Annotated in this window: 20 protein-coding genes; 3 read left to right on the top strand and 17 right to left on the bottom strand. The window is 61.7% G+C overall.

Translation table 11 applies throughout. The features are described 5' to 3' along the window. Positions 1–10 precede the first annotated feature (10 nt). Together BSY240_RS16525 and BSY240_RS16520 are read right to left on the bottom strand one after the other, a co-directional pair. Positions 11–898, bottom strand: a complete 888-nt coding sequence (locus BSY240_RS16525) for a hypothetical protein (RefSeq protein ID WP_069043021.1) — start codon at positions 896–898, stop codon at positions 11–13. Next, complete coding sequence (locus BSY240_RS16520; protein ID WP_069043020.1) at positions 895–2,070, bottom strand: GNAT family N-acetyltransferase; 1,176 nt, start codon at positions 2,068–2,070, stop codon at positions 895–897. The genes BSY240_RS16525 and BSY240_RS16520 overlap by 4 nt, the downstream gene beginning before the upstream one ends. Before the next feature lie 323 nt (positions 2,071–2,393). On the opposite strand from BSY240_RS16520, the gene BSY240_RS16515 reads away from it, so the two are divergent. Continuing rightward, a complete protein-coding gene (locus tag BSY240_RS16515; RefSeq protein WP_069043019.1) occupies positions 2,394–3,419 on the top strand; it encodes a LacI family DNA-binding transcriptional regulator in 1,026 nt (341 codons plus the stop codon). Positions 3,420–3,429: 10 nt separating this feature from the next. Here the strand turns inward: BSY240_RS16515 and BSY240_RS16510 are convergent, their stop codons facing one another. From BSY240_RS16510 to paoA, 15 genes are all read right to left on the bottom strand, one after another. Beyond that, complete coding sequence (locus BSY240_RS16510; protein WP_069043018.1) at positions 3,430–4,467, bottom strand: carbohydrate kinase family protein; 1,038 nt, start codon at positions 4,465–4,467, stop codon at positions 3,430–3,432. Next, entirely contained in the window at positions 4,467–5,138 is a 672-nt protein-coding gene (locus tag BSY240_RS16505; protein WP_069043017.1) for a D-lyxose/D-mannose family sugar isomerase, read from the bottom strand. The genes BSY240_RS16510 and BSY240_RS16505 overlap by 1 nt, the downstream gene beginning before the upstream one ends. A gap of 9 nt (positions 5,139–5,147) precedes the next feature. After that, entirely contained in the window at positions 5,148–6,287 is a 1,140-nt protein-coding gene (locus tag BSY240_RS16500) for a Gfo/Idh/MocA family protein (RefSeq protein WP_069043016.1), read from the bottom strand. Positions 6,288–6,312: 25 nt separating this feature from the next. Continuing rightward, positions 6,313–7,137 carry a class I fructose-bisphosphate aldolase gene (locus BSY240_RS16495; RefSeq protein WP_069043015.1) on the bottom strand — a complete coding sequence of 275 codons (825 nt, stop codon included), beginning with the start codon at positions 7,135–7,137 and terminating at the stop codon, positions 6,313–6,315. Between the two features lie 209 nt (positions 7,138–7,346). Beyond that, a complete protein-coding gene (locus BSY240_RS16490; RefSeq protein WP_054149533.1) occupies positions 7,347–8,810 on the bottom strand; it encodes an alanine/glycine:cation symporter family protein in 1,464 nt (487 codons plus the stop codon). 11 nt (positions 8,811–8,821) lie between these two features. After that, positions 8,822–10,603: an SLC13 family permease gene (locus BSY240_RS16485; RefSeq protein ID WP_069043014.1), complete on the bottom strand. Its 1,782-nt coding sequence runs from the start codon at positions 10,601–10,603 to the stop codon at positions 8,822–8,824. A gap of 155 nt (positions 10,604–10,758) precedes the next feature. Beyond that, on the bottom strand, positions 10,759–11,541 hold the full coding sequence (locus BSY240_RS16480; protein WP_069043013.1) for a FadR/GntR family transcriptional regulator: 783 nt from the start codon (positions 11,539–11,541) through the stop codon (positions 10,759–10,761). Positions 11,542–11,547: 6 nt separating this feature from the next. Further along, positions 11,548–12,345 carry an ATP-binding cassette domain-containing protein gene (locus BSY240_RS16475; protein WP_069043012.1) on the bottom strand — a complete coding sequence of 266 codons (798 nt, stop codon included), beginning with the start codon at positions 12,343–12,345 and terminating at the stop codon, positions 11,548–11,550. Next, a complete protein-coding gene (locus BSY240_RS16470) occupies positions 12,342–14,141 on the bottom strand; it encodes a dipeptide/oligopeptide/nickel ABC transporter permease/ATP-binding protein (protein ID WP_069043011.1) in 1,800 nt (599 codons plus the stop codon). Before BSY240_RS16470 ends, BSY240_RS16475 begins: the two co-directional genes overlap by 4 nt. Beyond that, positions 14,138–15,085, bottom strand: a complete 948-nt coding sequence (locus tag BSY240_RS16465) for an ABC transporter permease (RefSeq protein ID WP_069043010.1) — start codon at positions 15,083–15,085, stop codon at positions 14,138–14,140. The genes BSY240_RS16470 and BSY240_RS16465 overlap by 4 nt, the downstream gene beginning before the upstream one ends. A gap of 70 nt (positions 15,086–15,155) precedes the next feature. After that, positions 15,156–16,721, bottom strand: a complete 1,566-nt coding sequence (locus tag BSY240_RS16460) for an ABC transporter substrate-binding protein (RefSeq protein WP_069043009.1) — start codon at positions 16,719–16,721, stop codon at positions 15,156–15,158. Between the two features lie 175 nt (positions 16,722–16,896). Next, positions 16,897–18,177: a glycerate kinase type-2 family protein gene (locus BSY240_RS16455; protein ID WP_069043008.1), complete on the bottom strand. Its 1,281-nt coding sequence runs from the start codon at positions 18,175–18,177 to the stop codon at positions 16,897–16,899. Positions 18,178–18,486: 309 nt separating this feature from the next. Next, positions 18,487–20,685: an aldehyde oxidoreductase molybdenum-binding subunit PaoC gene (gene paoC / locus BSY240_RS16450; RefSeq protein ID WP_069043007.1), complete on the bottom strand. Its 2,199-nt coding sequence runs from the start codon at positions 20,683–20,685 to the stop codon at positions 18,487–18,489. Between the two features lie 5 nt (positions 20,686–20,690). Beyond that, the gene (locus BSY240_RS16445; protein ID WP_069043006.1) at positions 20,691–21,641 is read right to left on the bottom strand and encodes an FAD binding domain-containing protein; all 951 of its coding nucleotides are present in this window, start codon (positions 21,639–21,641) and stop codon (positions 20,691–20,693) included. After that, positions 21,638–22,156 (bottom strand): aldehyde dehydrogenase iron-sulfur subunit PaoA, encoded by a 519-nt coding sequence (paoA, locus tag BSY240_RS16440; protein WP_083229645.1) that lies wholly within the window; start codon positions 22,154–22,156, stop codon positions 21,638–21,640. Before paoA ends, BSY240_RS16445 begins: the two co-directional genes overlap by 4 nt. 306 nt (positions 22,157–22,462) lie before the next feature. Between paoA and BSY240_RS16435 the strand changes: the two genes are divergently transcribed. Both BSY240_RS16435 and fhuF read left to right on the top strand, forming a co-directional pair. Then, on the top strand, positions 22,463–23,116 hold the full coding sequence (locus tag BSY240_RS16435) for an iron chelate uptake ABC transporter family permease subunit (protein WP_236759267.1): 654 nt from the start codon (positions 22,463–22,465) through the stop codon (positions 23,114–23,116). Then, positions 23,113–23,721, top strand: a complete 609-nt coding sequence (gene fhuF / locus BSY240_RS16430; RefSeq protein ID WP_069043004.1) for a siderophore-iron reductase FhuF — start codon at positions 23,113–23,115, stop codon at positions 23,719–23,721. Before BSY240_RS16435 ends, fhuF begins: the two co-directional genes overlap by 4 nt. Positions 23,722–23,741: the final 20 nt, after the last annotated feature.

The raw sequence follows: 23,741 nt of genomic DNA, 5'->3' as shown, positions 1-23,741 counted from the left end.
CCGCGCACAGCTAGAAGTCGGCGGCAACCATGAGCGCCGAGGCCGCCGCAGCCGAGCCGACGGCCATCGAGAGCCAGGGTCGCTTCTGCGCGACATCGATGGTGAAAAGATTGAGCGGAAACAGGTGCTGATGTGGCTGTGGCGTCGCGCCCTGACGGGGTGCCGGCAGATACCACTCGTCATCGAACCATTGCCAATCGTCCGCCCAGGTCCAGCAATCATGCCTCTTGTAGACAGAGGCCACCTCTTCCGCGAATGCCTTGTTGGTCGGCAGACGGATCGGCTGTCCGGGAGATGTCTGGAAGTATCGCATCGCCAGAGGCAGTGACCGATTGGTGCAATAATTCGACATCCAGAGATTGAAGCCAATCTCATCCCTCAGCCCTTGGAGCACGCGGAAGAGCTGGACATGTTCCTCATGTCCGTATTCGCCCCAGGGATTGTGTGTGAAGACGTTCATGCCCGGACGCAGGCGCTCCCGCAGCAAGGTTTGTATCTTCACGAAGTTGTTCTGATAGGCCGTCAGAACACTATATTCGGCCACGCGCCGCTCACCCATGCCGACCTTGCCAAGCGCGAGGCGCGACATGCGCGTCAGTTCCCGTCGCTGGCTTTCGAAGCTGAGGACGAGACCATCCGGGCTTTCTCGCGGGTCATCCCAATTTGCGCAGCCAGCCGCACCGGATTCCGCGATATTCAGACAGCTGACGCCCGCGCGGGGAAAATCGGCGAGAGCGGCAGCTCGCTTTTCGCCGAGCCCCGGCTGGGCCCAGAAATCCCTGTAGACGACGATCACCTCGTCGACCTCATGCAAAATCGCATTGAACCACAGCAGTTCATCGTCCGGATGCGCTGCAACAATGACCGAATTCTCGAGGAATGCTGGGCGCGCGTTCATCCATTGTCCTCCCCGGATGTCTGGCGGCGGGCAAACGGTGTCGTGGTTGTGGCGGCCGAAGCCTCGCGCCACCGCTCGCGCCAACGCATCGCGGCCAGCGCCAATGCGCCGCGCACGGTCGGCGTATGCGTCAACACATGAAGGGGGGTGGCCACCGTGCCGAAATCTGCCTTGAAGGGCTCATCGCCAATGGTGAAGTCGAAGATCTCGCCACCGGTCTCGATCCAGTCGCCGATCATCCCATCATAGAGCAGCAAACCCGGCGAATGGCGCCCATGGGTCTGGTAATCGCAGCCGATCAGCAGGTAGTGGAGCCGTCCGCCAAACGCGAGACAGAAGGTATAACCGATCGCCTCGCCGCCCAGTTCGAGCGCATAGACGCGGGCAAAACCTGCCTGCTCCCCGGATTGCGCAACGGCGCTGTAGAAGGCTCGCGCTGCGGGCGCGGCAATCACGTCCTGCTCGAAACGGCCCTCGCGCAGCTGAGCCAGCCGCTCCATCGCGCGGGCGATCGCCTGCGCTCCCTGAACGACAACAAGCCGTGCCCCTTCCATCTTGAAGAAGCGCTTGCGTTTGCGGGCAAGATAGCGTGCGAAACTGTCGGTCAGCGCCTGCTCTCGCCAATGCTCTACCGACGCTACGAGCGAAGTGGCATGGGCGGAAAATCCAAGTGTCTTCGTGCTTCCCGGCAGGAACGCCTGCCAGAGGGCCAGATGCTCATCGCGGATCGGCTTCACCCGCAAGATGTCATGTGATGGAAAGGCAGCGGCAACACAGGCGCGAACCGCAGCATGATCATGCTGTCGCTCCCACCAGTCAGGATCAACCAGCGGCGCCGCGTAGTCACTGACGCCGAGATCCGCACTTTCAAGGATCGTCACGCCGGAGAGCTTCCGGGCTATCATCGGCAGAACGAAACACGGAGGCTTGCCGGGTCCCGGCCGTCCCACGAGCGTCACGCCTTGCGCGCCCCGCGACGGGGCAAGATGACGGTGGAAAGCCTGGAGCCAGAGCGGATGCTGGAAAGCCGACGCATTCGAGCGCGCATGCAGGGCCGCATAGTCGGCGGACTGGAAGAAGGCTTCCGTCACGGCCTCGACGACGAACGACGTTTCTGCCCCCGCATCGGCGTGGCCTGCCTCAGTCAGACGTGGATCGCTTGCAATAACCATGCACCGATCCCTACCAAACAGCCACGAAAGGCAGATTAACGGCAAGCGAACGTTCGGAATTATCGTGAATCTTAAGTAAAATGCGCCTCTCTTTGCAAAGCAAAGGGACGACGTAGCATGACAGATACGGCCGGAAGGGAATGATCAGGCAAACGCTCTTTGAGACACCGGTGCGGCCCCCAAGCAATAGCTGGAGAGACACCATACTCGAAGACGAGGCGAGCGCCCCTCTCTGGTAGTCTTGGCCGACGATACAATCGCGACTTGCCGGGGCCCGCAATTCTGCGTACTCCGATCACCATAACGGATGCGGGAATACCGGAATGGCTGCCAGTATCAGGACGATCGCGAAGGTTGCCGAAACGTCGGTATCATCAGTCTCGCGCGTCCTGAACAACAGTGGTTATGTCTCGCCAGAGGTGCGCCAGCGCGTGGAAGCCGCGATCAGGGACCTCAACTATGCGCCCAGCAAGGGCGCTCGCATGCTGCGCGGCGAAGCGAGCCGGATGATCGGCCTGATGCTGCCCTCCATCGATGTCCCCTTCTTCGGCATTCTTGCAAATACCATCGAGCGCGAACTCTTCGAACGCGGCTACCACACCCTGATTTGCAGTTCAGCGGAAAACGAAGAGCACGAGGCCCGCTATGTCGCGATGCTGCGGGCCCAAAGGGTCGAAGGTGTCATTGTCGCCAGCGCCTATGGCGGCACGGCGCATCTCCAGCCGCTGGTCGGTTCCGGGATCCCGGTGATCGCGATCGACCGCGAACTCGTCGGCATATCGGACGATACCGTGATGGCCGATCATGTCGAAGGCGGACGCATGATGACCCGGCACCTTGTGGATCTCGGCCATCAGAAGATCGCGGTCGTCGGGGCGCCGGGACACAGCCAGCCGATCCGGCTTCGCATGGAAGGCATTCGGGCCGTGCTGCGCGAACATGGACTTGCACCGGCCATCGAAGCAATCGGCGAGGATCACAGCTTCGCCGCCACCTACGCGCTGGCGCAGTCCGTTCTGCAAGATCACACCGACATCACCGCGATCATCGGAACGACGGACATCGCGGCCATAGCAGCGATCCACGCCGTTCGCGACAGCGGCCGCATCGTGCCGGACGATTGCTCTGTCATCGGCTTCGACGACCTGCCGGAGGCAGCCTATGTCCTGCCGCGGCTGACAACGGTGGCCCAGCCGATCCGCGCGGTCGCACTCGAAGCGACCCGCAGGCTCGAAGAGCGCCTGCAGGACCACAGGCAGGATCTGGAACGCCGGCCCGCCTCGCTCACGCGCATGCCCGTTGATCTGGTCATCCGGGAATCGACCGGGCCGGCCCCTGCAGACATCTGATTGCAGTCGTTCAGATTTCGGCGAGCAGGATCGACATGTCGGGTATGCCGTCGGTAGCAGTCGCGCCGCCGAGACAATGGACCGCCGCGCGATGGGCAACAGCCGAAATGGTCTCGATCGGCCAGCCCTCGTGCAAACCGTAGAGCACCGCCGCGCAGAAGGCATCTCCGGCCCCGACGGGGCTGACGATGGCGGCCGGATCGACGGCAAGTGCAGGCGTGATAACCGGGGCCTTGTCGGGTGAAAGCCAGATGGAGAGCTCCGGCGCATGAATGACGACGCCTTGCGCCACCCCGCCGTCCAGAAGCCGCTGACCAGCCTCTTCCACAGCTGACAGCAGCAGAGTGCCCGACTTGTCGCGGACGGCCACACCCGTTGCGCGTCCGGCTTCGGTCTCGTTGACGATCACATAATCGCAATGGGGTAGTGCAACGGCGACCTGATCGGCAAAGGCAGGGTCCTCGCTGGAGACGAAATCGACGCAAGTCGTCAGCCCCGCTTCGCGTGCCGCCTTCAAAAGCCGCGCCGCCCCGGAAGAGCCGCTTGCATCCTTCCGGTCGAGAGCCGGCAGGAGCATGAGATAGCCAAGATAGAAGATCCTGTGCCCACTGGCTGCAAAGGCGGCAGGGTCGATGAGATCGTCCGTCAGCAGGTCGTTGGAGCCGCCGTGATAGAAGAAGGTGCGGCTTTGGCCGGGCACGTTCATGACATGGGTATGTGCAGTCGCCTGGCCATCAAGAACACGGAGACCGGCAACATCGATACCGAGGGCCGCGTGACGATCCCGGACATAGGCGCCGTCCCGATCGTTCCCCACCGCACCCGCCACCGAAAGTCGTCCCTTGAACCCAAGCGAAGCAAGGTCGGTCACCACATTGGCCGCACCGCCGCCGACGCCCATGTCCTGGTGCAAAATATGCGCGAGACTGCCCTGTTCCGGCCAGTAGGACAAAGTGTGGATGCGATCGACGATAAAGTTGCCGACGCAGACGATGCCACCAGCCGTTCCGGTGTCTTGTCTGATTTGAACCTCCTCCCCGGCTCTCATCAGACAGTCCCCTCGTTCCAGAGGGGTCTCAGCGGCGGCTCATCCTCCTCGATCTCGGCGAAACGGCCGATGGGTTCGAGGAAATAGTTGTCGGTCCTGTCGTCGTTAACCTGACTGACTTCGCCGACCAGCACCGGGCCCTTGCCCTTCGCGCCATAGAAGCGGTGATAGAGACCCGTAGGGATCGTTACGCTCTGGCCAGCATGCAGGACAAGAGGCTCCCAGGTCTGGAGACGCTGCTCGATCCCGTCGACAAGGACAGAGACCTCGGATTCGGTGACCTTGCCCGTCGCATCAGCCGCACAGAATTCGATGACGAGATCGCCACCCGCCCGGTTGATGATGTCTTCCTGCTTCGCCTTGTGCAGATGGGCCGGGGTCAACTGGCCTTCCTGGATGAAGAGCAGCTTCTCCGCATAGCTGCGCTCGCCCTCCATGCCGAGGATGCCGTTGCGCAGGCAAAAGAGCACGAGCCCCTGCTCGACAAAGCGGCCGGAGCCAAAGTCGGTAACGTCCCAGCCGAGCTGTCGGCTGGCCAGATAGCGCGAGGCCTCGGGATGGGCTGCAAAGTCGGCAGCGCCCCATTGCCCCCAGACAGGCAGGGACCAGCGCCAGGTCTCGAGCATCCCGATGGCAAACCGCAGGGCTTCGTTGATCTCGGAGCGTCGCATGGTCCCACCTCAATCGTAGTCGACAGAAACGACCCGGTTTTCCAGACCGGATTGCAGCGCGGCCGTCAGCACGGCGTGATGGGCAGCCGCTTCCGCGGGGCTTGCACAGGGGAAGCCATTCGCAGTGCCACCCGCCAATTCGTCGACGAAGGCCGCCCACATTTGCTGGATCGCATCGGCGAAGCCGAATTCGAAGATCTTGCCTGTGATGGCGGGGAAGACAGAGCCATAGCCAAGGTCTTCCGTGTTCCAGGACTGGGTGCTGCCCTGGTAATCCATCCACTGCCACTGGCGCGGCTGCTTGGTCGAGAAGAAGGCGCTCTTCTTCATGCCGAGGATGCGGATGTACCAGGTGTTGGATTCGCCCGGTGCGATGCGCCATGTCTTGAGAACCAGAGGGAAATCCTGGTCAGCGGTGCGCACGCGGCTGCTGATCGTCGCATTGTCCCAGGTGGTGCAGGGTACCCTGTTGCCCTTGCCATCCGGCCGCTCGGTGATCCGCTTGACGAGGTTGGCATGCAACGTTTCCGGCCGCCAGCCAAGCCTCAAGGGAACATGCAGCACATGCATGCCCAGATCCCCCATGCAGCCATAGGCGCCGTTGACATGCTCCATGCGCTTCCAGTTGATCGGCTTGTTGGGATCGATGTCGGAAGAATGCAGAAAGCTGGCTTCGACTTCGAGAATGTCGCCCATCTCGCCACTCGCCGCCATAGCAATGACCTTCTGCGCGCCGGGGAAGAAAGGCATTTCCGATGAGCAGCGGACGATGCTTTCCGGATGCTCGGCAAGAACGGCCATGATCGCCCTGTTCTGCGCCAGGTCCATCCCGAAGGGCTTTTCACCCAGCAGATGTTTTCCTGCCTTGATGATGTCGGTGTAAAACTCGGCGTGCAGGACATGCGGAACGGCGCAGTAGATGGCGTCGACCTCCGGATTGGCGAGAAGTTCGCGGTAGTCAGTGGTTGCCTGTCGAACGGAGGGAACGTGGGTCTGGAACCACGCCATCAGCTCCGTATTGGTGTCACAGACGGCGACGATCTCTGGCCTCGCCTTGGCGTCGGTCAGATGCATCCAGCGCGCAGCGGCGCTGGCAAATTCGCGGCCCATCAGGCCGCAGCCGATGACGCCGAAACGAAAGGTCTTCATGGGGTCCTCCTCCCGTCACGCAATCTCAGGCGAGATGGCGCGACGCTTCCTCTGCCGTTACGCCGTCATGCACGATCGCCATCAGCGCCCGCGTCATGCCGCCCGGATTGGCATGCTGGATGACATTGCGGCCGTAGACGATGCCGCGGGCTCCCTGATCCATCAGCACCTTGGTACGCGATAGAATTTCCTCATCGGAGACCCTGCCCCCGCCGCGCACGAGCACCGGCAGCCCCTGAGCGATCTCGATCACCCGATGGTATTCTGCCACGTCGTCACAGGGGTCGGCCTTGATGATGTCCGCGCCGAGTTCGGCAGCCTGGCGGACCAGCGGCAGGATCTTGTCGATTGCGCCGTCCACCATGTAGGCGCCCTTGGAATTGTCCTGCATGACCAGCGGCTCCACCATCAGCGGCATGCCGTAGATCTCGCATTCGCGCTTCAGGCTGTTCACGTTGCGCACGCAGGCCCGATAAACCTCGGGCTGGTTGGGCAGCATCAGCAGATTGACCACGACACAGGCGGCATCGAGCGCGATCGCCTGCTCGACCGGACGATCGATCACCTCGGAGAACAGAGCACTCGGCAGCGGGTTGCCATAGATGTTGGCAATATCGGTACGCAGCACGAGCGCTGGGCGAGCCTTGCCCGGGATCGACTGCAGCATGGGCGCCGTACCCGGCGGCAGCTGGATCGCGTCAGGGCCTGCCGCAGCGATGACCTCGATGGCTTTGCGCATGTTCTCGATACCGGCGAGAAACGTGCGTTCATTGAACATGCCGTGATCGATGGCCACGTCGAAGCAGTTTCCAGACGTGCCGAAGAGGCGGTTCAACCGCGCCTGTTTCATCGTTATCTTCTCCCGATGTGGTAACGTTTCCACACAGGCTAGTAGCGCGCCTAAAGCGTGTCAACGGAAATGATGGGAACGGCCCTATCAACGAGGCAAGCACAAAGATGCCGCCCCGGAAAACCGAGGCGGCATCAATCAGCCGACAATATCATCAACCGCTTTGAGACGTTTGCGGGGGCCGCGTTGCCGCCGCCCCACAAACATCCTCAAGCCTTGGCGAGAGCGCCCCCGTTCGGTCCCGCCACTCTTTGCGCATGAGGCCAGGCGGAGTGATCAAGATCGAGATCCGGAAACGCCGTCGGCTCAAAGACCGGCCGCTCCACACCGGCCTTCAGCTGCGAGCGGAAATCGTCGAGGATCCGCAAGGCGACGGGGAAGAGCATCAGGATTACGGTGAGGTTGACCACCGCGAGCACGCCCATCAGCGGGTCGGAGAAGAAGAAGACCGCCGTTGCGCCTGGAGCCGTTGCCCCCAGGAAGACGACGATGACGATGGCAAACCTCAGTACATGCAAGGCGCCCGGCCGTGCGGTCATGACCTTCAGGGCCGTCTCACCGAGATAGTAGTTGTAGATGATCGAACTGAAGGCAAAGAGCAGGATGGCGAAAGTCAGGAAATACTGCGACCACTCGCCGACCTGGCTGACCAGCGATTGCTGGGTGAGCACGATGCCGTCGATGCCTTCCACGCCCGGCTGATAGACGGGGCTGAGCAGGATGATGAAGGCCGTGCAGGTGCAGATCACGATGGTGTCGATGAACACCGAGAAGGACTGGGTGATACCCTGGCTGATAGGATGGCGGACATCGGCCGTCGCCGCAACGTTCGGGGTGGATCCGAGGCCGGCCTCGTTGGAGAACAGCCCACGGCGAAGTCCTTGCGCCAGGGCAGCGCCGAAGCCGCCGCCGACGACCTCTTCCAGGCCAAAGGCATTGGCAATGATCGACCAGATGACGCCCGGAATCTCCGTGATGTTGGACAGGATGACCAGCAGTGTCAGGCCGATATAGATGAAGGCCATGATCGGAATGATCACATCAGCGACCTTCGCGATACGGCGGATGCCGCCATAGACGATGAAGCCGGTGATGATCGCAAGACCAATGCCGCTCCAGACACGCTCGACGCCGAGGCTGTCATAGACGGCACCGGCAAAGGTATTGCCCTGGAAGGCGTTGAAACCGAAGGCGAAGGCCAGCATCAGGCACACGGCATAGACCACGGCCAGCCATTTGTGCTTCGCGCCGAGCCCATAGATGATGTAGCCGGCAGGCCCGCCCTGATAGGTGCCGTCACCGTTGGAACGCTTGTAAAGCTGGGCAAGCGTCGATTCGACGAGGCTCGTCGCCATGCCGATGACCGCAATCGCCCACATCCAGAAGACCGCACCCGGCCCTCCGAGCGTGATCGCGACCGCAACACCTGCAATGTTACCGCCACCGACGCGTCCACCGACCGACACGAGCAGAGCCTCACGTGCGCTGATCGCATTCGGATCGCCGGTCTGGTTCTTGGCGAACAGCACGCGAAACATTCGCTTGAAGAACCTGACCTGCACGAACCCGGTCATCACCGTGATGAACACGCCGAAGACAACGAGCATGGGGATCAAAGCCCATCCCCATGTGAGATCCTCGACCAGTCCGAAAAATCCGGTGATGATATCCATGCGTCTACTCCTCAAAGACCATAATAAAGATAGATGGCGTAGCAGGACGCCAAGCCCACGATGATGTTCATCGGCAAGCCGATCTTGACGAAATCGCTGAAGCGGTAGTTCCCGGCGCCATAGACCAGTGTGTTCGTCTGATAGCCGATCGGCGTGGCGAAGCTTGCACTTGCACCAAACATGACCGCCACCACAAGGGCCCTGGGATCAATACCCAATTGCTGACCGAGACCGATGACGATTGGCGTCAGGATGACGGCCACCGCGTTGTTGGTCACGCATTCGGTGAGCGTCGACGACAGCGTGTAGACCAGAAGCACCAGCACAAAGGGAGAGACGGTCGACATCAGCGGCATTGCCGTTTCAACAACCAGTGCAACGGCTCCGGTTTCCTGCAATCCCTGCCCCACAATCAGCATCGCAAAGATCAGGATCAGAATACCACCTTCGATCGAGCCCCAGGCTTCATCGGCGTCGATACAGCGCAAGATCAGGATAGCCGGCACGGCGATCATCGCCAGGATGCCGATGTCCATGACATTGAATGCAGCAAGCAGCACCACGAGACCGAGAGCAAGCAACGCCAAAGGCGCCTTGGTCGGCCTGAAGGCACGGGCGGACGAACGCGTGACGGATATCAGCTCATTCTGCTGCGAGAGTTCGTCCAGCGCTTCGGCGGTACCCTCGATGAGCAGCTTGTCTGCCGGCCGAAGACGGACATTGGCAAGGTCCGGACCCGGCACATGCCGGTGTCGGTGGGCACCGATGATGCGCACGCCGAAACGGCGGCCAAGGGTCAGACTGGAAAGACGCGTCCGATTGCCGTAGCGGCCGGGGGCAACGACCGCCTCGACGACGATGACCTCGCCCTTGGGCGCGGCTCCGCGTCTTTGACCGACACGCAACCCTTCCTTATCGTTCAGAGTCAAGAGATCGGTCGATCTGGCGAGAATGATCAGCCCATCGCCCTTCTTCAGGGTCATGGTCTCGACATCCTTGCGGATCACCTCGCCATTGGCATGCAGGCCGACGATGCGCAGGCCCGGCTGCTTGAATTCCGCAATTTCGCCGATCGGTTTTTCGGTGAAGGGACCATCTGCGAGCACGGTGATTTCCGAGAGAAATTCGGCGTCGTCCTGATCATCCAGCTCGCCACCTTCCTCGCGGCGATCCGGCAAAAGAAACTTTCCGAGCACGAGCATGGTGAGCATGCCCGTTACGACTGCCACGAGACCGATCGGCGTGATTTCGAAAAGTGAAAAGGGCTCGAGGCCCTGCCCGCGCGCAACGCCATCAACGAGCAGGTTGGTCGACGTCCCGATCAGCGTCAAGGTTCCGCCCAGAATGGCGGCGTAGGACACGGGAATGAGAAGCCTTGTCGCGGCAATGTCGAGCGAGGCGGCGAGCCGGATCACGATCGGGATCAGGACAAGGACTACCGGCGTGTTGTTCATGAAGGCCGACGCGACAAGGGCAGTCAGCAGGAACACGGCAAGCGCCAGCTGTGGCCGTTTCTTCGATCGTTCGAGAACCACGGCCGCCACCCGTTCCAGGACACCCGTGCGCACCAGAGCCCCGGTGAGAACGAACATCGCGCCAATCGTCAGCGGCGCGGAATTCGAAAACACCGCCATCGCCTTGTCGGTCGGCACGAAGCCGAGCACGATGAAGACTGCCGCACCGGCGGATGCGGTCACCTCTGCGGGATACTTCTCCCAGACGAACAGACCAAACAGCAAGATCACCAGACCCAGAGAGATCTGAGCCTCGTAGCCCGAGAAGAATTGCATCATGTTATTTCGAAAAGCCCCCGACTGACCGCGTGAATAAACGCGCGACATGCGATCTGGCTCCACCGGCTCGCAAAAATATCGAAGGCGAAGTGACCCACTGCACTTTGCACGTGCCACGTGCAATCCATAGCTCGATCTCCTCGCCTGCCCCGCCACTATCCGATCGTTTTTGCCCGCCCCAGCATATAGGCCTCGGCGAATGCCATGTGTTCGGCCGCGATCGCGCGCGCATCCTCCGTCCGTCCGTCCTTCATGGCCGCCATGAGCCGGTACTGGTAGGAGAGCCCCTCCTCCCGCGAGCTGGGCGCCGGGTCGGCATAGATCTGCCTCGCTAGCGGCAGATCGCGCAACAGATTGTGCATCAGGCCGCAGAGAAACCCGAGAAGCGGGTTGGGACAGAACTGAGCCAGTTGCGAGTGGAAATCGAGTTCAGCGACGCGTTGACGATATTGATCGTCAGGATCGACCGGAGGGTGATCGTAGAGGCGGATCGTCCGTTCGAGCAGCGACAGTTGCTGGCCCGAAATCAGGCCCGCAAGCGAGGCGGCAACCTCAGGCTCCAGCGCCTTGCGGATTGCATAGATGTCGGAGAGGGTCGGCGTATTGAAGAAGAAGTGCGTGGACAAGAGCTCCATGGCGTGCCGGGCGGAGGGAGCGGCGACGAAGGCACCGCCGCCGGGGCCGCTGCGTGTAAAGATCAGGCCCTGGGTTTCCAGCGCCTTCATCGCCTCGCGCACCGTACCCTTGGCGGCCTTGAAGCGGTCCATCAACTCGCGCTCCTGCGGCAGACGATCGCCGGGCTGAAGCCCTTGCAAACGGATGAAGTCCTTCATCAGATCGGCGATGGCGTCAGGTCGGCGCTTCGGCTTTCCCGCCGGGGTAAACAGGCGCTTACCGTCTTCGCTGCCTGTCTTCGCCCTCTCCTCAGTATCGGTCATCGCGCGTCATTCTCTCCTGATGCGAGGCGCACTGGCCACGAGCCGCCTTGTATAGGCGTGTTCAGGATCGGCAAAAAGCCTTGCAGCGGGTGCCAGCTCGACAATCACACCGAAATACATGACAGCGACGCGGTCACAGATTGCCTCGACAACGGCAAGGTCGTGACTAATGAACAGATAGGACAAGTCGAAACGCGTTTTCAGATCGCTGAGAAGCAACAGCACCTGTGCCTGCACACCTACGTCGAGTGCGCTCACCGGCTCGTCGAACACCAGGATCTCCGCTTCTGCAGCGAGTGCCCGGGCGATCGCGATCCGTTGTGCTTGCCCGCCGGAAAATTCGTGCGGATAGCGCGAGAGCGTGTTTTCCGGCATCTGCACCGCGTCCAGCAGCTCGTTCATCCGTTGGCGCCGCTTGGGCGCCTCGTATCCGCACAGCAGCTTGAGCGGGGTCTCGAGGATGTTGCTGATTGTCTTGCGCGGGTTCAGCGAAGCAACCGGGTCCTGAAAGACATACTGGATCGTCTTGCCGAAGGCCCGCGGCCCTTCCCGCCGAAGCGCCTCCGCATCCTTGCCCCCGATCAGCATACTGCCGGAGGTCGGCGTCTCGAGCCCGACCAGCATGCGGGCAAGTGTGCTCTTTCCCGATCCGCTTTCCCCGACGACGGCAAGCGTTTCACCTCGCATCAGATCCAGCGACACGGATTTCACGGCCTTGACCTCGTACCGTTCCTTGCCGAACAGGCTGCGCCCGCCACCGAAGGACTTGGTGAGCTCACGGACCTGGATCGCAGACGTCGTCATGACACCTCCGCTTTCTGCTTAGGGAAGAGCCGGGCGACACGCTCCAGGAATTGCGCGCCGGTCCCGAGTTCGGGCACGCAGGCGATCAGCCGCTTCGTGTAGTCATGCTGCGGGTTGGCGAGAACCGCGCGCGTTTCACCGGTCTCGACGATCTGACCGTCCTTCATCACGGCGACGCGGTCACAAATATCCGACACGACGCCGAAATCATGGGTGATGAAGAGAAGCGCCATCCCGCGCTCTCGCTGCAGATCACGCAAGAGTTCCAGAATGCGGGCCTGCACGGTCACGTCGAGAGCGGTCGTCGGCTCGTCGGCAATGATTACATCAGGATCGTTGGCAAGCGCCATGGCAATGCCGATACGCTGGCGCTGACCGCCCGAAAGCTGATGTGGGTAGTGTTTCGCCCTTTCCCGGGCCTCCGGTATGCCAACCTTTTCAAGCAGCGCAATCGCCCGTTCACGTCGCTCACGTGCACCGAGCGACTGATGCGCGGCGATCGCTTCCTCGACTTGCCGTCCGACGGGATACATGGGGTGCAGGGTGGTCAGGGGATCCTGAAACACATAGGCGACGCGACTACCACGCAGGGAGATCAGTCGTGTCTGCGGCATCGCCAGCACGTCTTCATTGCCCACATAAATGGCGCCACTCTGGATGATGCCCGGTGGGGAGGCAACGAGCCCCATCACAGATAGTGCCGTAACGCTCTTCCCCGACCCGCTTTCACCGATCAACCCGAGACATTCGCCGCGCTTCACATGCAGGGAAACCCCACGCACGGCCGGAATAATGTCGTCTCCGCTGCGGAAACCGGTCTCCAGACCTTCGATGGAAAGAGCAGCGTCCCGGACTGAGTTCTCCGGAACGTTTCGATCGGTCGCAACTTCCGTGACAGGTCCCGGGCGGGCAAGCGCCCCGGAGCGCAGACGTGGATCGAGAACGTCGCGAATGCCGTCACCCAGCACATTGAGGCTGATGACGATGAGGAAGATCATGACGCCCGGCACGATCGAAACATGCGGAGCGGTGAAGAGCTGCGCCCGCCCCTCACCCAGCATCGAGCCGAGATCGGCTTGCGGCGGCTGCGCGCCAAGACCGAGGAAGCTGAGCCCCGCCGTTTCCAGGATCATCCAGCCGGCTGTCGTCGACATCGTGATGACGATGACCGGCGCCACATTCGGCAACACCTCGGTGAACATGACGGACAGGTGCCCCTTGCCGGACAGGCGCGCAGCATCGACGAATTCGCGATGGGCGTATCCGAGCGTCACGCCGCGCACATTGCGCGCGAAAAAGGGGATGTTGACGATGGCGATGGCATAGAGCGCGTTCATCAGGCCCGGCCCGAGCGCGGCAACGATCGCCAGCGCCAGCAGGATGTAGGGAAAGGCCATCAGCATGTCGATGCCACGCATGATGGCATTGTCCGTGCGTCCACCGACATAGCCAGCGACAATGCCGATGACCGACCCGATCAGCGCGGCGATCAGCGTCGCCGTGAAGCCGACCGTGACGGACAGACGCGCGCCCCACAAAAGCCGGCTCAGGATATCGCGGCCAAGCTGATCGGTGCCGAGAAGATGCCCGGCCGTCAGAACCGGCTTCAGCCGTTCTGCCGGCGCGGTGGCATCGGGATCGGGCAGAGGCAGGATCGGCACAAGCAGGATCAGGAGAGCGATCAACCCGATCAGCACGAGACCTGCCGCCGCGAGACGGTTGTTGAGAAGCAGCCGCCAGGATGTGATCCGGCTGGAAGCGACTTTGGGCTGGGCAACCTCGGATACGGTACTCACGTGCGGATCCTCGGGTCGAGCATGGATTGGAGAACATCGGCGACGAGGTTGAAGAGCACGTAGCTCGCGGCAACGACCAGCACACCGCCCTGGACCAGCAGGATGTCGCGGCTGGAGATGGCCTTGACCAGCATGGCCCCGACACCCGGCCACTGGAACACGGTCTCGATATAGACGGCGCCGCCGAGCACGAAGCCGGACTGGATGCCGATCACCGGAATGATGCTGACCAGTGCCGATCGAAACGCGTGACCATAGATGACCCGCCGTTCCGAAAGTCCCTTGGCGCGGGCTGTGCGGACAAAGTCCTGCCGAAGCACTTCCAGCATGGCGCCCCGCGTCAGACGCGCGATCACGCCTGCCGCGACGACCGACAGCGTGACGGCGGGCAGCACCAGATGAAGCAGAAGGTCCTTGATGTCTCCTCCCCCATAGACGGCATACATGCCCGAGGCCGGCAGCATGCGCCACTTGACCGCGAAGAGGTAGATGAGAAGGAGCCCCAGCCAGAAGGATGGCATGGAGATCCCGGCCAGCACGAAGAAGGTGATCGCGCGGTCCGCCCATCCAAATTGCCGGACAGCCGAGACAACACCGGCGAGAAGGCCGATGACCGTGCACAAGACGAGAGAGACGCCGGCAAGGATGAGGGTCGCGCCGAAACGCTCGAGGACCTCGTCCAGCACGGGTCGGTTCAGGGCATAGGAGCGGCCGAAATCACCCTGCAGCACATTGCCGATCCAGACCAGGTATTGCTGAAACAGAGGCTGGTCGAGACCGAGGTCGCGATTGATCCGCTCGACATTTTCAGGCGTTGCATAGGCGCCAAGAATGGCGGTCGCCGTATCCCCGGGAATGAGGGCCATCACCAGGAAGACGATGATCGACAGGCCGAACAGCACGGGCACGACCGCGATCAGACGTTTGAGAATATAGGCCGACATCGCAACCTCCGGGAACGTTCAAGGCTGACGCCGGCGAGCGGATTACCCGCTGGCGTCAGTCGCAGGAGGATTACTGCTTCGTCACACCGTGCAGGTTGAGAAGAAAGGAGGGCTGAAGCTTGAAGCCTTGGACAGCTGCCGTCGTGACCGCGTTCTGCTTCCAGTTGGCAACAAACAGCCAGGGCGCATCGTCATGCACGATTTGCTGGACCTGGGCGTAAAGCTTGCCGCGTTCAGCCTGATCCGTCGATGTGCGCGCCTTCTCCAGCAAAGCGTCGACCTCAGGATTGGAATAGTAGCCCGAGTTGAAACCTCCCTTATCCGGCATCGCATCGCTGCGCAGCGTGAGATAGGGCACGGTGTCGGGATCATTCGTCATCCAGGCCATTTCGGCCATATCAGCCTGACCGTCGAGACCTTGGTTCACGCGACCGAGGAAGGTATTCCACTCATAGGTCTCGATCTTGACGTTGAAGCCGACAGCCTGCAGATCGGCCTGAATGGCTGCGCCCATCGTCACCGGATCGAGCATGCCCGAGCCGCCTTCAGTGACATAGAATGTCAGTTCCGGCGCCTCGACACCTGCCTCGGCAAGCAAGGCCTTGGCCTTCTCTGGATCGTAGGCATAGGGCTCGACCGAGCTTTCCACCCAGTTGAAGGCAGGCGGAATCGGTCCAGCGGCCACTGTTGCCGTGCCCTGGAGCACATCGTTGACCAGCGTCTCCTTGTTGACGGCGTAGTTGGCGGCCTGACGAACGCGCTTGTCGGCGAACGGACCGCTCTTCGTGTTCAGGATGCCGAACCAGACATGCGGCCCCGCCTGCTCGGCGACAGAGAACGCGGCATCCTGCTGGAAGGTCGTGAGATTGTCCGGCGGCACCTCGACCATCACGTCGATGCCTCCGGAAAGCATTTCGGCAACACGCGTGTTTGCATCTGTCACGGGTCGAAAGACGACGGCTTCGAGGGCCGCAGCCTCACCCCAGTAGTCCGGGTTGCGCTCGACGACCACACGTTGGTTGGACAGCCATTCGGCAAACTTGAAGGGTCCGGTACCAGAGGGGTTCCGGCCATAGTCGGCGCCATGCTGCTCCACCGCAGCCGGAGAAACGATCAGCCCCGTGGGATAGGCGAGATTGGACAGGAAGGGCGCAAAAGCCTCGCTCAGCTTGAACTCGACAGTCTGGCTGTCAATCACGTTGACGGCCTCGACAGAGGCGAAGTTGAACGACAGGGGAAAGGGGCCGGTATTGTAGAAAGGATGGTCCTCTTTCAGCATCCGGTCGAAGTTGAACTTGACGGCCTCGGCGGTGAAGTCCGAACCGTCGTGAAACTTCACCCCCTGACGCAGCTTGAACGTATAGGTCTTGCCGTCCTCCGAGATATCCCAGCTCTCCGCAAGTGCCGGCTCGATCTCCAGCGTCCCGTCCTTGAAGCGCACAAGGCCCTCATAAACATTCACCAGAATGCGGAAATCATTGGTGGCGGTCACCGTATGCGGATCGAGAGACTTGGGTTCGGCGATCTGCCCGACGACGAGGACATTGGGCGGGGTCTGCGCGCTCGCCGGTTGGGCGGCGATCATGGCGGCACTCAAGGCGGCAGCGGCAAATGCGCTCCGGAACAGCCTCTTCATGGGGAAATCCTTTCGATTTGGCATCCTTTATGTGCGTTATTAATTCACATAGATAACTTGAATGCAATAATTTATCATGATAGATATCAACCACAGGATTTCTCGCAGGCACACCAATGCAGCGAGCACCAGCCCCCATCACGCGTCAGGTTTCGTCAGTGAACGGAAGTTTCGGCTAAAGCCTTGATGGGGTCGGACGCGGCTGCACGAGGATCGCGCGGAAATCGTTGACGTTGGTCAGGGTGGGGCCGGTGACAACCTGCGCGTCCAACGCTGCGAAGAACGAATGGGCGTCATTTCGTTGCAGAGCGACCTCTGGGTCGCAACGCAGTTCGGCAGCCTTCTTCAGAAGTTCGGGACCGATGACGGCGCCGGCGACTTCGGCGGCACCATCAACACCATCCGTATCGCAAGCGAGCGCATGGATACCTGCAACGCCATCCAGAGCCAGCGCAAGCGCCAGACAGAACTCGGCATTGGGCCCGCCAATGCCGTCGCCGCGCCGGGTGACCGTCAGTTCGCCGCCGGAGAGGAGAAGGATCGGCGAATCCCCGGCACGCAGGGAGTGCTGCAAGGTTAGAGCCTCTTTCGCCTGGGCCTCGGCCACCAGCCTCGCCTCCCCTTCCAGGGCATCGCCGACAATGCGAACATCGCAACCCGCCTCTCGGGCGAGTTCCGCAGCCGCCTCCAGCGATTGCCGGGGCGCGGCATAGATAACGTTGCGCACGCGGGCGAGGCGCGGATCGTCGGGCCTGACGACCGCGGAGCCGCGCTCCAATGCCTCGCGAACCCCGCCAGGAAGTGCGACCTTCCATTGATCGATCACGGCCAGAGCGTCGTCGGGGCTCGACGGATCGCCAACGGTCGGACCGGAGCCGATGAAGGCCGGATCGTCTCCCGGCACATCCGAGATCATCAAGGCGAAGAGCTGAGCCGGCCAGGCTGCGGCGGCCAATTGCCCACCCTTCACTCGGCTGAGATGTTTTCGAACCGTATTCATCCGGTCGATCGGCGCGCCTGACGCGAGCAGGGCCTGATTGACCGCCTGCTTTTCGGCAAGCGAGACGCCCGGCACCGGCTGGACCAGCAACGCCGAGGCTCCGCCCGAGATCAGCGCCAGCACGAAATCGCCTTCGCCGGCACTTTCGACCAGATCCAGCAGACGCGCCGTCGCCTTCAGGCCCGCCTCGTCGGGGACCGGATGGGCCGCCTCTACGATCTCGATGCCACGACAGGGCCTGCCATAACCATAACGCGTGATGACGAGGCCTTCACAGGGACCCCAGACCGCCTCGACCGCTTCCGCCATCCGCGCACTCGCCTTGCCAGCTCCGACGACGATCACCCGACCCTTCGGCTTTTCAGGCAGAAAATCCTTGAGCGTCCGCATCGGATCCGCCACCTCTACGGCACGGTCGAACAGCTGGCGCAGGAAAAATTCTGGTCTTTCGATCATGCACTTGGCCTCTCCAGAAGGCATTAGCGAACAGGCGGCCCTGTGACCTCGCCATCGTAGTTTGCCGGCGCACCGCGAAAAGTACGCCAGTTCCGAGGCGGCGATGCTATCCTCAAACTCGACAGGATCGCAACGCTCCGCCTTCCATAGGCGGCACCCGAACGTGGTGAAGTTTCCGAGATCAGCGCGGCGCAGTGCTGCAGGATGGTGCTTTGTTCAGCCTCTGGGCACCCCAACTGCGGCACCCTCACACGGGGAGCAAAGACGCGCCCGACATCGATGCCGCGCGCGCCCTCTAGCGGTCCGAGATCAAAAATCGGCGGGCAGATGTCCGATCAGCTTGTCCAGCGTAACCGGATAGTCGCGGACACGAGCACCTATGGCGTTGTAGATGGCATTCGCAATCGCCGCGGATACGCCGCACAGCCCCAGTTCGCCGACACCCTTGGCCTTCATCGGTGACGACATCGGATCGGTTTCGTCGAGGAAGATCACCTCTTGGCTCGGAATGTCCGCGTGCACGGGCACCTCGTAACCGGCGAGATCGTGGTTGACAAAAAAGCCTCGGCTCGTGTCGACGATAAGCTCCTCCGAAAGCGCGGCCCCAATGCCCATGGTCATCGCACCGATCACCTGGCTCCGCGCGGTAATCGGGTTGAGAATGCGGCCGGCGGCGCAAACGGCCAACATACGGCGAACTCGGCATTCTCCGGTGACGATATCCACACCCACTTCGACGAAGTGCGCGCCGAAGGTCGATTGCTGATGGGTCTTGGAGAGATCACCCCATTCGATCGTGTCCTCGCCGACCAGGGCATCAGCACCGACAGCATCCGATAGCGGGATAGCATGATTGCCCGAGCGAACCTGACCGCCTTCGAATCGAACGTCCTGAGCATTGAGACCGAGTTTCTTGACGACGGCCTCGCGCAGCTTGACGCAGGCTGCATAGACGCCAGCCGTCGAACAATTGGCACCGAACTGACCGCCGGAGCCGGCGGATACCGGAAAGCTGGAATCGCCGAGCCGGACATCGACTTCCTCCAGCGTCACCCCCATCATTTCGGCAGCGGTCTGCGCGATGATGGTGTAGCTGCCCGTGCCGATATCGGTCATGTCAGTCTCGACGGTAATCCGACCATTGCTTTCGAGGCGGACCCGGGCACCGGACTCAACCAGCAAGTTGTCGCGATAGGCTGCGGCGACCCCGGTTCCGACAAGCCAGTTGCCGTCGCGCCGCGCTCCAGGCTTTCCCCGGTCGCTCCAGCCGAAGCGTTCTGCACCGAGGCGCAAACAACCGATCAGGTCGCGTTTCGAGAAGGGGCGATCCGGGTTTTCCGGATCGACCTGCGTGTCGTTGATGACCCTGAAGTCGACAGGATCGATGCCGAGCTTTTCTGCCATCTCGTCCATGGCAATTTCGAGTGCCATCAGACCCGGCGCTTCGCCCGGCGCGCGCATCGCATTGCCCTCGGGCAGGTCGAGCATGGCCAGGCGCATGGCGGTCATGCGGTTTTCGCCCGCATAGAGAAGTCGCGTCTGGTTGACCGCCGTTTCGAGGCTTCCCTCCGGCAAGTTGCCGGACCAGCTCTCATGTGCAATCGCCTCGATCTTTCCATGGCTATCGGCACCGATCCGGACACGCTGGATCGTCGCCGGCCGATGGGTGGTATTGTTCATGATCACCGGCCTCGGCAGGGAGACCTTGACCGCGCATCGAGCAGCCTTGGCACCCAGCGCGGCAAGCACCGCATCCGCCCTGAGAAACAACTTGCCGCCGAAGCCTCCGCCGATGAAGGGTGACATCAGCCGGATCTTCTCCTTGTCCATGCCAAGGAAGGTCGCAAGATCCGTCCGCCACCAGTCGATCATCTGGCTCGAGGTCCAGATCTTCAGTTCATCACCGTCCCAGACGGCCATCGAGGCATGCGGCTCCATCGCCGCATGCGACTGGTCCGGCGTGCTGTACTCGGCATCGAGCGTCACAGACGAGCGAGCATAGGCATCATCGAAGTCGCCGAAGGCAGTGTCGGGCGCCTCATCTTCCGAAGGCTTTTCAGCCGTTTTCATGGCCTCGGACAGATCGAAAAACCCCTCCTCGCGCTCGTAGGAGACGTCGATCAGCGAAGCAGCCGCCCGTGCCTGCTCGAATGTCTCGGCAACGACAAGCGCGATTGCCTGATGATAATGCTGCACGACATCTCCGCCAAAGAGCGTTGCCGTATTGTGCTCACCCTTCTCGCGCTTTCCGACGTCAAGTGTGGTGACCACGGCAATGACGCCAGGTGCCTGCCGGGCGCACTCGCTGTCGATCTTGATGATGCGCCCTTTGGCGATGCCGGCAGCCACCGGATAGCCATAGGCAATCTTGAGACCGAGATCCCAGTGCTCATAGGCATAGGTGGCGCGACCCGTCGTCTTGAGCTCGCCGTCGATCCGGTGCGTGGGCCGGCCGATCACCTTCAGATTGTCGATGGGATTGGTCGTTTCTGGCCTGTCGAACTTCATGAGCTTTAATCCTTGGCTTGCGCAATGACGGCGCTCAGCAAGCGCTCCACGAGAGCGAGCTTGAAACGGTTCTGGTCCGTGGGTCGGGCGCCAGCGAGCAAGACTGCCGCCGTCGCTTGAGCACCGTTCGGCAGTTGTGCCTCCGCATCCTCGATCCGCCACGGCTTGTGCGCGACGCCCCCGAGAGTGATCCGCCCGGACCCGTCCGGCTGGATCACGGCTGCGACAGACACGAGCGCGAAGGCATAGGATGCGCGGTCGCGAACCTTGCGATAGATCTGGGTGCCGCCGATCGGCGGCGGCAGACAGACTGCCGCGATGATCTCGCCCTGCTCCAGGACCGTTTCGATATGCGGCGTGTCTCCCGGCAGACGGTGAAAGTCGGCAAGCGGAATGACCCGCCGGCTGCCATCCGCCTTCACAGTCTCGACGACGGCATCGAGCGCGCGCATCGCAACGGCCATGTCGCTGGGATGGGTCGCGATGCAGGCGTCGCTTACCCCGAGGACCGCATGCTGCCGACTGAAGCCACCGATGGCCGAACAGCCGCTGCCCGGCTGCCGCTTGTTGCAGGGTTGATTGGTGTCGTAGAAGTAAGGACAGCGGGTCCGCTGCAGAAGGTTTCCGCCGGTCGTGGCGCGGTTGCGCAATTGCCCGGAAGCACCGGAAAGCAGCGCCCGCGCAAGCAGCGGGTAGTCTCGACGGACAATCTCATGGGCTGCCAGATCTGTATTGCGCACCAAGGCCCCGATCCGCAAGCCACCTTCCGCCGTCGGTTCAATCTCGTCGAGGTCCAGCCCGTTGACATCGATCAGATGGGTCGGCGTCTCGATTTGGAGCTTCATCAAATCGAGAAGATTGGTACCGCCGGCGATAAACTTGGCATGCGGATTTGATGCGGCAATTTGCGCTGCCGCTTCGGCCGAGGCCGCGCGTTCATAGGTGAAGGCTTTCATGAGCGTGTTTCCGCGACCTCGGTAATGGCATCGACGATGTTGGAATAGGCACCGCAGCGACAGATATTGCCGCTCATCCGCTCGCGGATCTCCTCGGCGGTCGGTCGTGCCTTGTTCATCAGATCATCGGTAACGTGGCTGGGGACGTCGGTCGCGATCTCTTCGAGCATCGCGACGGAGGAACAGATCTGACCGGGCGTGCAGTAGCCACACTGGAAACCGTCATGCCTTACGAAAGCGGCCTGCATCGGGTGCAGATCGCCGGGCGCGCCCAGCCCCTCGATCGTGGTGACCTCAGCGCCCTCGTTCATGACGGCGAGTGTCAGGCACGAATTGATCCGACGTCCGTCGACGATGACGGTGCATGCGCCGCACTGGCCATGATCGCAGCCTTTTTTGGTGCCCGTGAGCTGCAGGTTTTCTCGCAAGAGGTCGAGCAATGTGGTTCGGTTGTCGAGGTCGATCTCGCGGGATATCCGGTTCACCGTCAGGCGAACCTTGCTAGTCTCATTCATCAACTCACCTCGTTATCGCGTCCCCACGGGAACGGTTCCGGCCTATTCGCCGGGATGCGACCGACACTCGACCAGCCACAGCCGCGCCAAGTTTGCAAAAGCCACCCGACCCGACTTTGTTCCAACCGATATCAGGTCCTGCTGGGCGTTGGCTGTCTGCTTGCGAGAGGATCGACAGTGGCGCACGCCAAACCCTTTGGGCGATACCGGCTCGCGGCTTGGGCTTTGTGCTTGCACGCAGCGCCCACAAAAGTTTAACATGAGTTTTCAATGCATGTTTCTTTGTGATCCACACCGCCGTGAGTGTTGTCCTCTCCGCTGGTCATGTTGCTCGGCGGCATTGGCGGGGCGCTCGCGACATTTCTGGTGATGATGGCCATCACCGCCAAATCCGCCCATGCGCCCGGACCGGTCTTGCTCACAGGTGCCGCCATCGACACCTTTGCCGCCACGCTCATCACTGTTGTGCTGGCAAGCGGCGATCCGCGTGCGGTCTATGTGCTGGCCTGGTCGATGGGGCCGACCTACCGCGCCACGGCAATCACCGGGTTGGCGGGATTGGCGATCTTGCTGGTCGCTCTTGCTCTGCTTCCGCTTATTCGACGCTGGCTGCAAATCCTGCCACTCGGAGACCAGGCGGCGCGCGAACTGGGGCTTCACCCACGACGGTGCCGAACGTGGCTCCTGTCGCTGTCAGCCGTCCTCACAGCTACCGCTACCTTGATCGTCGGTCCCTTGAGCTTTGTCGGACTGATCGCTCCTCATATCGCGGCGATGACCACGCCTCCGAAACCGCTGAACCGGGCCTTTTGCGCCGCAGCCATCGGGGCAACCTTGATGACCGCGGCTGACTGGCTCGGTCGCAGCATTCACTTCCCCTACGAAATCCCCGCAGGCGTCCTCGCAGCCTTCGTCGGTAGACCTTACTTCCTTTGGCTCCTTTACCGGAGGCACCCATGAACGGGATCAGCAGTCCGCAGGATCGGCTCTCTCGATTGAGCGGCCCGCTGGCGCCGATCCGGGATAAACTGTCTGATGGACCGGAAATCCGCAGGGTGGAGCCATCCGCACAGGTGCTGGAAGCCGATGCCTTTGCTTGTCTCATGCAAAGCTACGCACGTCGCTTTGGCGTCAAACCAGATGGCTATCTGGTTTCCCTATGGTCGCAGAAATATCTGGCAACCGTGATCATCCCCGTCATGGCCTTGTCCCTGATCGGGGGAAAAGCCGTTCATGCAGACATCGAGAACACAGCGATCGTCGTCGATGACGACGGCGAGCCGGTCGCCTTGCGTCTGCCCACCGCTTTCACGACAGAAGAGGCAGACCAGGCAGCCTCCCTGCTGGTGTCCACCCACCTGACCCCGCTCGTTGATGCCTTGGCAAGGCAGAGCGGCCTGTCGAGAAAAGTATTCTGGGGCAATGCGGCGCATTATCTCGAGTGGATTGTCCGGCAGCTTCCCGGAAAAAACCCAGCCTTCAACCTACCCGCCCCGACGACGGATGCCATCCGCTACTTCGAGGAAGACGGATTGCGCGTGCGTCGCCGGAAGTCTGCTGTCTGAGGGATCGCATTCCGGGCATC

Origin of the sequence: Agrobacterium sp. RAC06, assembly GCF_001713475.1 — a bacterium.
Lineage (GTDB): Bacteria > Pseudomonadota > Alphaproteobacteria > Rhizobiales > Rhizobiaceae > Allorhizobium.
Note: the sequence above shows the minus strand (reverse complement) of the source record. Positions and strands in the feature narration are given on the sequence as shown.

Coding starts and splice junctions, on each gene's coding strand:
- BSY240_RS16525 (WP_069043021.1), bottom strand. CDS start 898: ATGAACGCGCGCCCAGCATTCCTCGAGAATTCGGTCATTGTTGCAGCG.
- BSY240_RS16520 (WP_069043020.1), bottom strand. CDS start 2,070: ATGGTTATTGCAAGCGATCCACGTCTGACTGAGGCAGGCCACGCCGAT.
- BSY240_RS16515 (WP_069043019.1), top strand. CDS start 2,394: ATGGCTGCCAGTATCAGGACGATCGCGAAGGTTGCCGAAACGTCGGTA.
- BSY240_RS16510 (WP_069043018.1), bottom strand. CDS start 4,467: ATGAGAGCCGGGGAGGAGGTTCAAATCAGACAAGACACCGGAACGGCT.
- BSY240_RS16505 (WP_069043017.1), bottom strand. CDS start 5,138: ATGCGACGCTCCGAGATCAACGAAGCCCTGCGGTTTGCCATCGGGATG.
- BSY240_RS16500 (WP_069043016.1), bottom strand. CDS start 6,287: ATGAAGACCTTTCGTTTCGGCGTCATCGGCTGCGGCCTGATGGGCCGC.
- BSY240_RS16495 (WP_069043015.1), bottom strand. CDS start 7,137: ATGAAACAGGCGCGGTTGAACCGCCTCTTCGGCACGTCTGGAAACTGC.
- BSY240_RS16490 (WP_054149533.1), bottom strand. CDS start 8,810: ATGGATATCATCACCGGATTTTTCGGACTGGTCGAGGATCTCACATGG.
- BSY240_RS16485 (WP_069043014.1), bottom strand. CDS start 10,603: ATGATGCAATTCTTCTCGGGCTACGAGGCTCAGATCTCTCTGGGTCTG.
- BSY240_RS16480 (WP_069043013.1), bottom strand. CDS start 11,541: ATGACCGATACTGAGGAGAGGGCGAAGACAGGCAGCGAAGACGGTAAG.
- BSY240_RS16475 (WP_069043012.1), bottom strand. CDS start 12,345: ATGACGACGTCTGCGATCCAGGTCCGTGAGCTCACCAAGTCCTTCGGT.
- BSY240_RS16465 (WP_069043010.1), bottom strand. CDS start 15,085: ATGTCGGCCTATATTCTCAAACGTCTGATCGCGGTCGTGCCCGTGCTG.
- BSY240_RS16460 (WP_069043009.1), bottom strand. CDS start 16,721: ATGAAGAGGCTGTTCCGGAGCGCATTTGCCGCTGCCGCCTTGAGTGCC.
- BSY240_RS16455 (WP_069043008.1), bottom strand. CDS start 18,177: ATGATCGAAAGACCAGAATTTTTCCTGCGCCAGCTGTTCGACCGTGCC.
- paoC (WP_069043007.1), bottom strand. CDS start 20,685: ATGAAGTTCGACAGGCCAGAAACGACCAATCCCATCGACAATCTGAAG.
- BSY240_RS16445 (WP_069043006.1), bottom strand. CDS start 21,641: ATGAAAGCCTTCACCTATGAACGCGCGGCCTCGGCCGAAGCGGCAGCG.
- paoA (WP_083229645.1), bottom strand. CDS start 22,156: ATGAATGAGACTAGCAAGGTTCGCCTGACGGTGAACCGGATATCCCGC.
- fhuF (WP_069043004.1), top strand. CDS start 23,113: ATGAACGGGATCAGCAGTCCGCAGGATCGGCTCTCTCGATTGAGCGGC.